The sequence below is a fragment of the Pseudonocardia yunnanensis genome (genome assembly GCF_039534065.1).
Classification (GTDB): domain Bacteria; phylum Actinomycetota; class Actinomycetes; order Mycobacteriales; family Pseudonocardiaceae; genus Pseudonocardia; species Pseudonocardia yunnanensis.
The window spans coordinates 47,386-58,632 of the sequence record NZ_BAAAUS010000064.1; the positions used below are offsets into that span (position 1 = coordinate 47,386).

Here is an 11,247-nt window from a genome sequence, read left to right on the forward strand (position 1 = left end):
GGAGCGGAGCCTGCACGAGAACGGATGCCCCACGCACGATGAGCTCGACGTTGGACTGCACGGTCCCCTCCGAGTCCGGCATTGCCCGCGCGAGGGACCATCAGCGCGTTCACCTGGTGCTGATGCTGGCGCTCACGTTCTCCACCGGCGTGATCGACGCGGTCGGCTACCTCGGCCTTGATCGGGTGTTCAGCGCCAACATGACGGGCAACGTCGTGATGCTCGGGATGGCGCTGATGGGCGGTGAGAACCTGCCGGTCCCCCGGCTGGCGCTGGCTCTTGTCGGGTTCGTCGTCGGAGCGCTGGTGGCCGGGCGGGTACTCCGCAGGGCGGCCCCGGGGTGGTCGACGCGCACGACCGTGCTGCTCGGGATCGACTCCGCCGTCGTGCTGGTGCTGTCGCTGGTGCTGCTCCGGTTCGGGACGCACCCCGCCGACCCCGCCGGATCGGCGATCACCTCGGGACTGGCCGTCGCCATGGGGATTCAGGCGGCCACGGCCCGTTTCATCGCGGTACGGGACGTCACCACGGTGGTGCTGACCTCCACGCTCACGGCGCTGGCCGCGGACAGCTGGCCGGGGGGCAACGCCGGGCTCTGGTACCGCAGGGCGGCCGTGATCGGGCTGCTCCTCCTGGGTGCTGCCGCTGGTGCGGGGCTGCTGAAGTGGCACATCACACCGGCGCTGCTGCTGGCGGCCGTGATCATCGGAGCCGTTGCGGTCGTCGGCCACCGCGTGGCGAGGAGCTGAGACCACCGTCGCCACTGGCGGTTGTCAGGAGTGAATCGGCGCCCCGATCGGGCATCCTCCGCGCGAACGGTTCGCATTGTCGATGTCTGTCGGGTATGTCCGAATTGGCGGCACCGACTGCCGGTGCCGCACGGAAGGGGCAACCTGACATGTCCGAGCGCGACATCGCACTCCGCAGCTTGCACGACCTCGGGCTCGCCTCCTGGTTCGGCGGGTCACTGGCCGGTGCGGTCGCGGTCAACGGGGCCGCAGGTGACCTGCCCGACGACCGGCAGCGCCTGCGGGTCGCCTGTGCGGGGTGGGCGCGCTGGGCGCCGGTCAACCTCGCCGCGATCGTCGCCTACCTCGCCGGCGCCACCGGGCTCCTGCTGGCGGACAAGGATCGGGTGCTCAGCAAGGAGGGCGTGGGCGCCACCGCCGTGGCCAAAGTGGCTCTCACCGGCGTCGCGCTCGGGGTGACCGCCTACAGCGGAGTGCTGGGCAGGAAGCTCGGCCAGGCGGAGGGCGTGCCGGTCGACGGCGCCACCGATCCCAGTCCGGACACTCCTCCCGACATCGCGTCGACGCAGCGGCAGATGGCGGTCTGCCAGTGGATGGTCCCGGCGCTGACCGCCGGCCTGATCGTCCTCGATGCCGTGGACTACGAGAAGCGGCGACAGAACCGTGGACTGCCCGCAATCCTCGCAAAACTCGCACGACCCCTTCACCGTGGTAACTGATTCATATTTCGGCGAACCGTTCTGCCTCCGGCGCCGTGTCATCTGCAAGGGGGAGCTGTAACCCGTGGTTCACGGGAAGGCCCCGAGGTGACGAAAGCGCCTTCCGGACGACCGCTGTCGGACTCGGATGACGCGCCTGCCCGGAGACGAGGTGAACGGTGATCGCTGCGGCCCGTCCACTCTGCGAGATCCTCATGTGCTCTGAATCATCACGATTTCTTCGCCGCGCAGGTGGAGAGGCATCTGTGGCGCCGTGCCGCGGATCACTCCCGGCCGACGGTGGATCACGCGATCAATCGGACGTTGTCGTCAATCGGAGGCTCGTCCTCACGCAGCACCAGGTGTTCCCGCACAAGGGCAGGAGCACGGCACGATCAGGGGAGAGGCCTGGAATGAGCACGCGCACCAGCATCGAGGTGGCCGTCGAAGGGGGCCGGCGGGCGACCGCCGCGCCGGCGGCACCGTTGATCTGGAAGTTCGGCGGCACATCCGTCGCCGATCACGACCGACTACGCGCGGTCGCCGAGCGAATGGTCGCCGCGCAGCGGTCCGGACGTGGCGTCGTCGCGGTCCTGTCGGCGATGGGGAAGTCCACCGACCATCTCGTGGACGAGGCGTACGCGATGTCCTCGCGCCCACCGCTGCGTGAGCTGGACGCGCTGCTGTCCGTCGGCGAGGCGATCTCCTGCGCGCTGGCGTCGATGGCGGTTGCCGAGCTCGGCTCCCACGCGGTGTCGCTCACCGGCCCGCAGGCCGGAATCAGCACCGATGACAGGCACGGCAACGCCCGGCTGGTCGGCATCAACCCGCAGCGCATCCGCGACGCGCTGGCCGACGGGTCGATCGTGCTGGTCACAGGCTTCCAGGGGGTCGGCCCCGACGGGGACGTGACGACGCTGGGCCGGGGTGGTTCGGACGCGTCCGCGGTCGCTGTCGCGGCTGCGCTGGGCGTCGGCGAGTGCGAGATCTTCACTGACGTCCCCGCGGTGTTCACGGCAGACCCGCGCGTGGTCCCCGACGCGCGCAGGCTGTCCACCATCCGGCACGAGGAGATGCTCGAGATGGCCGAGGCGGGCGCGGCGGTGCTGCAGCCGCGCTCGGTGGAGCTGGGTCTGGCGCACGGCGTCGACATCCACCTGAGGTCGAGCTTCAGCACCGAGCAGGGCACCTGGATCCGGCACGAAGGGGCGGGCTTCGAGGACGGGGCCGAGGTCGCGGGTATCGCGCACCGGCGGCAGGAGAGCCTCTACGCCGTCGACGGCGCTGGTGCGGCACCGGTTGTGGCCGCGCTCGCCGAGCGAGCTGTCACCGTGGGCGCCATCGTGCCGACCGACGCCGGGGTTCGCTTCTCCGCGCCGGGCGCGGACGCCCACGAGGTCACCGCCGCGCTCGAGGCTGTGGGCCTGGTCGCCAAGGTCGACGAGGAACTGGGTTCGGTCTCCGTGGTGAGCCTCGGCATCGCCCGCAAGCCCGACATCGCCGTCCGCGCACTCTCCGCGCTGGAGGCCGACGGCATCACGCCGCGCCTGGTCACCTCGACCCCCGGCCGCATCTCGGTCTCGGTGCCTTCCGGCCAGGTCGACGACGCGGTGCGGCTGCTGCACCGGATCTTCATTCCCACGGCCGAGTGCGCGTCTGTTTCCGACCTGAATGCGCCCGCTGACGCAGCTTGATCCGGATATCGCGGACAAACGGCCGGAACGGTTCCCTTGGCCGGGGGTGCAGGCTTGCGCCCGGGCGGACGTTATTGCTCTGTTAATGCTGCGACCTGCGCGGATAGCCCAGGTGGCCGTATAGCGTGAGCCCGTTCGGAATCGGAGCGAAAGAGGAGGATCCTCATGCCCTACGTGACCGTCGGCCAGGAGAACTCAGGTCCGATCGACCTGTACTATGAGGATCACGGCTCCGGCCAGCCGGTCGTGCTGATCCACGGGTTCCCGCTCAACGGCGCGTCATGGGAGAAGCAGGTACCGGTCCTGCTCGATGCGGGATATCGGGTCATCACCTATGACCGGCGCGGCTTCGGCAAGTCCAGCCAACCCACCGTGGGCTACGACTACGACACCTTCGCGGCCGACCTCAAGACGCTGATCGACACCCTCGATCTGCGCGACATCGTGCTCACCGGGTTCTCGATGGGCACCGGCGAGGTCACGCGTTACATCGGCAGGTACGGCACGGACCGGGTGGCCAAGGCAGCGCTCTTCGGGCCGATCCCGCCGTTCCTGCTGCAGACCGGCGACAACCCCGAGGGCGTGCCGGGCAGCCTCTTCGAGGGCTTCAAGGACGCGATCCGCAAGGACCGTCCGGCCTGGCAGAAGGTGTTCCTCGACAACTTCTACAACGTGGACAAGCTGGGCGGCTCCCGGATCAGCGAGCAGGCGTGGCAGACCAGCTTCATCACCGCGGTGGGGGCCTCCGCGATCGGCACGCTGCAGTGCGTCGACGCCTGGCTCACCGACTTCCGCGACGACCTGCCGAAGTTCGACGTCCCCACGCTGATCGTGCAGGGCGTCGAGGACCGGATCCTGCCGATCGACTCCACGGGCAGGCGGCTCCCCGCGCTCATCAAGGGCTCCCGCCTGGTCGAGGTCGAGAACGGGCCGCACAACATCGGCTGGACCCACCCGGAGGAGCTGAACAAGGCGTTCCTCGACTTCCTGGGTGAGTAGGCGACACCACGGCAACCCGACGCCCCCGGTGCAATGCGCCGGGGGCGTCGTCGTGACGGCGGTGGTGGGGAGCGGCGGACGTTGGAACCGGAGCCCCGGCCGGCTCCAGCGGCTCGACCGGGACCCCAGCAGACATGGGCGGCAGCGCCGCGGCGACAGCCGGATCACGGTGGGGTCCTCCGGTCCAGCTGGTGTTGTCGCTGCTCACAAGGTTGTCAGCGGGAGTCCGGTTGCTCGATGGGGCGCTCCCCCGAGCTGCCGGTGAGCTCCCCCGGGCCGACGTAGGGCCGCCCCTGCGGCTCAGGCGGATCGAGTCAGCAGGGTCAGCGCGTGGCGGCGCAGTGTGGCGAGCTCGGTGGTGGCGCGGGGCGGGTCCGGCTCCGGTGAGGCCGCGCGCCGCAGATCGGCCGTGCGGGCCGCGGACTCGTCGCGCAGGTGCTGCTGGGCGGTGCGCACCGCGTCGCGGGTGTACTTGCTCGCGCCCAGAAGGAAGCCGTCGGCGCAGTGCCGTACGAGCGACTTCGCCCGGGAACGGCGGGCGTCGAGCTGTCGCTTGCGCTCGCCGCTCATGGCCGCCCCACCCATCAGCAGCGCCGCGAACAGCGCGGCGCCCACGACGATCCCGATCGGGAGGTGGATCCCGGCGAAGCGCGGCAGGACAAGGGCCATCATGAGGCCGCCGTATCCGGACGTCACGAGGGTGCGTCCCCGCGCAGCCAGGGGCCGGCCCTTACCGGCAGGCGGTTCACGGGGCGGCAGCTTGCCGAAGAGGTCGGGCACCGCAGGCGGATCGACGGGTCGCAGCGCTGGGCCACCGACCTCCGCGCTGACAGCCGCGGCGACCTCGGCCGTGCGCGACGTCAGCAGCGCGCGTGTCTGCCTGCCCTCGTAGTCGAGCCGCTCGCGCAGCCACGTGTGCATGGCGTCCCAGTCCCGCGCCGGATCGCCCTCGTCGATGGCACGCTCGGCCTCGGCCACCACGGTGCGCACGCGGGAGCGCAGGTCGAAATCGACGTCGGATGAGACGGCCCCGAACCCGTCACCGAGCACCTGTGACCAGCGGCCCCGGCCGGCTGAGCCCGGAGCGGCCTCGGCGTGGGCGGGGCGGCGGAGACGGGGTGGGGAGGTCGCCTCCATCTCGACGACCGCGTCGAGCACGTGCTCGGCGACGGCGCGCGCCGCGCTGAGCTCGGCCTGCTCGGCAAGGTCGAGCAGCCACGCGGCGAGGGCGGGAATCCCGGACGTCTCGGCGAGAGCGGGGTCGTCCTCGGAGAGGGCGCGGGCATGCTGGTCGACCGACACCGCGAAGTGGGTGTCGGAGACGTCTGCGGAGCGCAGTAGCTCCAGGTCGGCCCGGAGCACGTCCGGCCAGTCGGGGTGCCGGTCGGTCTCGGTCAGGGCGAAAACGACGGTGGGGGAGCGGTGGCGCAGCGCGCTGAGCTGGTCGACCTCGGCGGAGGAGAGCAGCTGCTCGGGTGTGGCGATGAAGACGACGACGTCGACGGCCTCGGCCAGGCCCGTGTCGCCCGTCTCGGCGATGGTGATGCGGGGAGGACCGGAGCCGGCGCGCAGCAGAGCGGCGGCCATCGAGGCCCTGCCCTGCTGCGCGCCGCCGGCTACCTGCACCGCGACCGACGGTCCGCGTAGCAGGCTGCGGGCCTCGGAGAGCCGGTCGACGATGTCGAGCCGGCCTCCGGCCTTGGCCGTGCCGATCGCCGTGTCCAGGACGTCCTGCGGCCTCGTGGTCGCGTGGTCCTTCGCCGGCGGGGCGGTCATCGGTACTCCTTGGTTGCTGTGCGGTTGCGGTGAAGAGGCGTCAGAAGTCGTAGTCGTCGTCCGAGTCCTCGTCCTCGTCCTCGTACTCCTCGTCCGAGTCCGAGTCGCTGTCCTCGAAGTCCGAGTCCGCCTCGTCCTTCCAGCCGGTCGCCTCGTAGTAAACCTCGTAGTACTCGGTGCCCTCGAAGTCCTCGTCCATTTTCCGTTCCTTCCGTCAGGTGGGTCGCGGATTCTTCTTCCGCTGTTGTCGAACCCACGACCAACAATGGCGGCGAGGTACTGGCGGAAACAGCGAGAAGGCCCCACCGTTGTCGGAGCGAACCCCCCTTGTGTGGAGGGGGTGAACCCTCCGTGTGCGACCGGCCCCGGACATGCCACGAGCCCGGTCGCGGGATGCGACCGGGCTCGGGAGGAGAAGCTGAAGTTGGGTCAGGAGCTGAGTGCGGCGCCGATCTGGAGCAGCCGCGGCGTGTACTCGCGGGCGTGGTGGGCGCAGAACAGCAGCTCACCGCCGGTGCGCAGCATGGCCCTCACGTGGGCCGCGGCCCTGCAGCGGTCGCAACGATCGCGTCGGGTGAGCACGGGGGACGGGACGGTGGACGTGGTCATGGCGATCACGCTGCTTCCAGGATGGCGTGGCCCGAGGGGGTGAGCCGGGCAGGCCCAGCGCCCTTGACCGCTGCGATGAGACCGGCCTCGGTCAGCCGGGGGCCGGTGAACTGGTCGCTGAAAGGAAGACCGTCGACAACGAGCGCATTGCTCGTGGTGGAGATCTCGCAACGCCCTGCTGCAACGGCGCGGAGAACGGCGCGGTCGCGGTGGCTGAGGGCGGCGGTCGTGGTGTTCATCGTCGTTCTCCTTTCGTCAGGAACGTCTTTGCGACAAGAGAAGGGTGCGCCGCAGCGGCTCCGGGGTACATCGCACTGTCCCTACGTACGGCTGGTTCGACCCGCCGGTTCACGTAGGGAAAACCCCCGCGGGGCAACCCGGCCCGCGCGGGGCATGTCCTCACCGGCTGCGGCATCGACGCCGCGCGGTACCGAGTGTCCGAGAGGGGGTGGCATGCGGCATCGGTCATTCGACTGCCGCGGCGTGACCTGGCTCCCAATCCGGCCTATGGCGAAGATCCTGTTCGTTGCCCGGCTCAGCCCGTGTGCAGGGTGGTCAGGGTGCCATCCGCGAGATTCGAGACGTACGCGATGGTTCCGTTGGGCAGCACGGCCACCGACGTCGGAGACTTGCCCGTGGGGATGGTCGCGGTCACCGACATCGTGTCGGGGTTGATCACCGAGACCGTGTTGTCGGTGACGTTGACCGCGTAGGCGAAGCGGCCGTCCGGCGCCCAGGCGATGTCCTGCGGGTTCCTCCCCACCGCGATGGCGGCGATGACCTTGTTCGTGTTGGTGTCGATCATCGTGACGGACGCGGAGTCGTAGTTCACGTTCGCCACCAGCGGCCGCGTGGGGTGCACCGCCAGGCTGTGCGGGCTCTTCTGGACCGGTATCTCCGCGAGGATCGCGAAGTTCGACGTGTCGATCACGGACACCAGGTTCGACTCGTGGTTGGCGGTGTAGGCGCGCTTGCCGTCCGGGGAGAACTCGACCCAGTGCGGGTTGGGCGCCACCTTGATCTCGTTGGTGACGGCGTTCGTGGCGGTGTCGATCACCGAGATCGTGCCGGAGTCGTGGTTGGGCACATAGAGCTGCTTCCCGTCGGGCGTGACGGCGGCGAGGAAGGGCCGGGTACGCACCGGGATGGTGGCCGTGATCGTGTTGGTGGTGGTGTCGAGCACCCCGACGGCGGCGATCGTCCTGGCGTCGTTCCAGATGCTGACGTAGATCGTGCGCCCGTCGGGGGAGAAGGCCAGGTACTGCGGGGGTCCGGTGGCGACGGGGATGGTGGCCGTCACCGAGTTCACCGCCGTGTCCACGACGGTGACGACGCCTGCGGCACGGTTCGCGACGTAGGCCTGGCGTCCATTGGGCGAGACGACGACGAACCCCGGAGTGGGTCCGGCAGCCACCGTGGGCCCGATGGACGGGATGGGCAGGCTGGCCGCGACGGCGGGCCGGCCCGCGGGCGGAGCAGCGGCCGGAGGCGCCTGGGCGGCGGGGGGCGAGGGGGGCGCAGCGGTCGTACCCGCGCCGAAGTGGTTGGTGAGGAAATAGACGAGACCGGCGATCAGCGCGGCCACGATGACCGCCGCACCTGCCAGGGCGAGGGGCCGGCGACCGATGCCCGGGGCAGGCCGGGACGCCGGCGGAGGCGGTGGACCGGTCGGTTCCTCCGGGCCCCCGCCCCCTGGACCGCCGGGGCCGGGCGGGCCGGAGCCTCCGGACGGCGGCCCGCCCGGCCCTGCCGGGCCTGCGGGCGTCTGCCGTTGTGCGGGGATCTGTGGTGGGGGCCCTGTGCGCTGGGCCGGGACGTCCGCTGCGGTCGCTGCGCCCGCGGGTCCGCGCTCGGCGTCCACGGCGACGGCAGCGCCGGAAGACTTGTCGTCGCCGCGACCGCCGCGCGGGACGGGGACGGGCGCCGCCGGTGGGGCGCCGCTTGCAGCCGGGATCGCTCCTGCCCTGGCCAGGGTGGCGGCGCCGAGCGCGACGGCGTACTTGGGATGGGCGTCCACCACGGTGGGGCGGCCCAGCTCCTCGGAGATCATCCTGGACACCAGCGGGATCCGGGACGAGCCGCCGACCAGCAGCACCGCCGACAACGCGCTCGCGTCGACCTGTGCGGAGCGCAGCGTCCGGATCAGCGTGCCGATCGTCGACTCGATGGGGGCGCGGATCATGTCCTCGAAGTCGCCCCGGGTGACCCGCACGTCGAAGTGGCGGTGGGGGAGGAACACGGGGATGGTCGTCTCGGTGTCGATCGAGAGGGCTTCCTTGGCCAGCACGCAGTCCTGGCGCAGCCGGGCCAGCGCCACGGCGGTCTGCGGGTCGCCCATGTCCAGCTCGGACAGTGCTCCGCTCGACGAGTAGTTGACGTAGGAGAGGATCGCCTCGTCGAAGTCGACGCCACCCAGGCGTTCGATCCCTTCGGGGATGCCGAGGATCTCGATGCCGCCGGAGCGCTTCTCCAGAACGGTGGCGTCGAACGTGCCCCCGCCGAGGTCGTAGACGGCGATGATCTCGCCGTCGTCGAGGTGGCGCGACGCCGCGTAGTGGGCAGCGGCGGCCTCGGGCTCGGTCACCGTGCGCGGCGCTGTGAGCCCCGCGACCTGCGGCACCTCGTCGAACAGCTCGCGGCGGAACGGTCCCCAGTTGGCCGGGTGGGTGAGGACGATGCTCTCGGGCTTCGTGCCCTCGGTCTCGGTCACCCTGGTCACCACGTCGTGCAGCAACGTGCCGAGCAGCGTGGTGACGGGATAGGGGGAGCCCCCGAGCACCACGGGCGTGGGGTCACCGAGACGGCGCTTGAACTCGCGGCCGATCCGGTCCGGGCTGCTGACGGCACGGCGGGCCGCGGCGTCACCGGAGACGAGGGCGCCGTCCTCGCGCAGGTACACCACGGCCGGGGTCACCACGGTGCGGTCGCCGAGGGTGAACATCTCGACATTGGACCCGTTCGCGATCGCGGCAGCGACGAACGTCGTGCCGAGGTCCACTCCGAGGTGATATCCCACGCGGCCTCCTGGGAGCCGGCACCGTACCTCGTCTCGGATACCCGCGATAGCGCTGGTCAGGGTCGGTCTTGGGTTCGCTCGCCCTCCGGTCGCGAAGCGTTACACCTCCGGCCCTGACCGAAACCATCGGGCACCAAGGGTGGGGAGAGCCCTACCCGGGGTGGGGTGCACCCCATTCCTGCGGGACCTCACACGCCGGACCATATGAGGATGATGCTCGAGCCAGCGCAGTGCGCCGGCGACGCTCCCCGCACGCCCCCCGAGCAGGGCATGTCCGACGCGCCGTCATCAGCCGCACCTCCCGCAACCGACCCGTCGACCGCCGACCCCGCCACCAGGCTCCCCACTCCTGCCCCGGACGCCCGCCGCCGCGCCGAGCGTGAGCAGTGGATGCGTCGTCGCCGCCTCGAACGCCAGCTGCACGACGGCGCCGCGCTGCGGATCTCTGCACTTGTGCTCCAGCTCGGCCTCTTCCGGCACCGTGTGCCCGACGCCGAACCCGACCTGCACGCGTCCATCGACAGCCTCCAGGACGAGCTGCACGCCGTGCTCCAGGAACTGCGTGATGTGGCAGGCAAGATCTATCCGTCCCTGCTCGACGAGGCCGGACTCGGCCCGGCCCTGCGCGAGGCGGCCGACCGTGTGGACATCCCGGTGCGGGTCGACGCCTCCGACGACCGGTTCGGTCCGGCGGCAGAGGGCGCCGCCTACTTCTCCGTGGTCGAGTGCTTGGCCGCGATGGATGCCGCGGCCGCCGCCGAGAAGGCCGCAGGCCGCGAGCCCGGCGGGGAGCCCGTCGACGTCGCGGTGCGGCATGTGGGTGACGAGTCCGACGGCGGCGTGCTGTCCGTGGAGCTCAGAGGAGTGAACGTGGCGCACGCCGGAGCGATGCTGGACCAGGTGCGGCGGCTCGGCGGCACCATCGATGTCGCCGGAGGGCCTGGCCCCGGCACGATCACAGCGAGGATTCCATGCGAGTAGCGCTGGCCGAGGACGGTGCCCTGTTCCGCGAGGGGCTACTGATGCTCCTCCAGGCGGCGGGACACGAGGTCGTCGGCAGCACGGCTGACGGCGACTCTCTGGTCGAGCTGCTCTCGACCCACCCCGCCGACGTCGCGATCCTGGACATCAGGATGCCCCCCGAGCCGGACGGCGGGCTGGTGACGGCGGAGCGGCTGCGCGGCCTGCATCCCGACATGGGCCTGCTGTTCCTGTCCCACTACGCCGAGTCGCACTACCTGATGCGCATCCTGCAGATCGGCACCGACTCCATCGGCTACCGGCTGAAAGAGAAGGTGGGCAGCGTCGACGTCCTCACCGACACCCTCAGCCGCATCGAGGCCGGCGAGATCGTCATCGAGCCCGTGCTGGCCAAGCGGCTCGTGGAGCGGCCCCGCGGCGACAAGAAGGGGGCCATCGCGTCCCTGTCCGAGCGCGAGCTCGACGTGCTGCGCCTCATGGCGGAGGGCCGGTCCAACACCGGCATCGCCGCGCAGCTGTTCGTCACGCCGAAAGCCGTCGAGAAGCACATCGCCAACATCTTCGGGAAACTCAACCTGCATGCCGACACCGCCGAGCACCACCGGCGGGTACTCGCTGTACTGACCTACCTCCGATCGCAGCGCGACGGCGACTGAGGCTTGGCCGCGCACGTCAGGACGCTTAGCGTGACTCCGAATCCGGATCCGATCCGGGTGGAACCGGTG

General features: G+C 70.7%; 11 protein-coding genes. 6 read left to right on the top strand and 5 right to left on the bottom strand.

Going from position 1 to position 11,247, the window contains the following annotated elements; all coding sequences use genetic code 11:
• The first annotated feature begins 38 nt into the window (after window positions 1-38).
• From ABD743_RS41800 to ABD743_RS41815, 4 genes are all read left to right on the top strand, one after another.
• Window positions 39-749 (top strand): YoaK family protein, encoded by a 711-nt coding sequence (locus ABD743_RS41800; protein WP_344729874.1) that lies wholly within the window; start codon window positions 39-41, stop codon window positions 747-749.
• 149 nt (window positions 750-898) lie between these two features.
• Window positions 899-1,468, top strand: coding sequence for a hypothetical protein (locus ABD743_RS41805; RefSeq protein ID WP_344729876.1), 570 nt, complete (start codon window positions 899-901; stop codon window positions 1,466-1,468).
• A 392-nt stretch (window positions 1,469-1,860) separates the two neighbouring features.
• Window positions 1,861-3,141 carry an aspartate kinase gene (locus ABD743_RS41810; protein WP_344729878.1) on the top strand — a complete coding sequence of 427 codons (1,281 nt, stop codon included), beginning with the start codon at window positions 1,861-1,863 and terminating at the stop codon, window positions 3,139-3,141.
• A 165-nt stretch (window positions 3,142-3,306) separates the two neighbouring features.
• Complete coding sequence (locus ABD743_RS41815) at window positions 3,307-4,140, top strand: alpha/beta fold hydrolase (RefSeq protein WP_344729880.1); 834 nt, start codon at window positions 3,307-3,309, stop codon at window positions 4,138-4,140.
• A gap of 300 nt (window positions 4,141-4,440) precedes the next feature.
• Here ABD743_RS41815 and ABD743_RS41820 read toward each other — a convergent pair whose 3' ends face one another.
• The 5 genes from ABD743_RS41820 to ABD743_RS41840 form a co-directional block, all read right to left on the bottom strand.
• Entirely contained in the window at window positions 4,441-5,916 is a 1,476-nt protein-coding gene (locus tag ABD743_RS41820; protein WP_344729882.1) for a hypothetical protein, read from the bottom strand.
• A 40-nt stretch (window positions 5,917-5,956) separates the two neighbouring features.
• A complete protein-coding gene (locus tag ABD743_RS41825) occupies window positions 5,957-6,115 on the bottom strand; it encodes a hypothetical protein (RefSeq protein WP_344729884.1) in 159 nt (52 codons plus the stop codon).
• A 230-nt stretch (window positions 6,116-6,345) separates the two neighbouring features.
• Window positions 6,346-6,525, bottom strand: coding sequence for a DUF7455 domain-containing protein (locus tag ABD743_RS41830; protein WP_344729886.1), 180 nt, complete (start codon window positions 6,523-6,525; stop codon window positions 6,346-6,348).
• 5 nt (window positions 6,526-6,530) lie between these two features.
• On the bottom strand, window positions 6,531-6,764 hold the full coding sequence (locus tag ABD743_RS41835) for a hypothetical protein (protein WP_344729888.1): 234 nt from the start codon (window positions 6,762-6,764) through the stop codon (window positions 6,531-6,533).
• Between the two features lie 296 nt (window positions 6,765-7,060).
• On the bottom strand, window positions 7,061-9,541 hold the full coding sequence (locus tag ABD743_RS41840) for an Hsp70 family protein (RefSeq protein ID WP_344729890.1): 2,481 nt from the start codon (window positions 9,539-9,541) through the stop codon (window positions 7,061-7,063).
• A gap of 210 nt (window positions 9,542-9,751) precedes the next feature.
• Between ABD743_RS41840 and ABD743_RS41845 the strand changes: the two genes are divergently transcribed.
• Window positions 9,752-10,522: a sensor histidine kinase gene (locus tag ABD743_RS41845; RefSeq protein ID WP_344729892.1), complete on the top strand. Its 771-nt coding sequence runs from the start codon at window positions 9,752-9,754 to the stop codon at window positions 10,520-10,522.
• Entirely contained in the window at window positions 10,513-11,178 is a 666-nt protein-coding gene (locus tag ABD743_RS41850) for a response regulator transcription factor (RefSeq protein ID WP_344729894.1), read from the top strand. The genes ABD743_RS41845 and ABD743_RS41850 overlap by 10 nt, the downstream gene beginning before the upstream one ends.
• The last annotated feature ends 69 nt before the right edge of the window (window positions 11,179-11,247 follow it).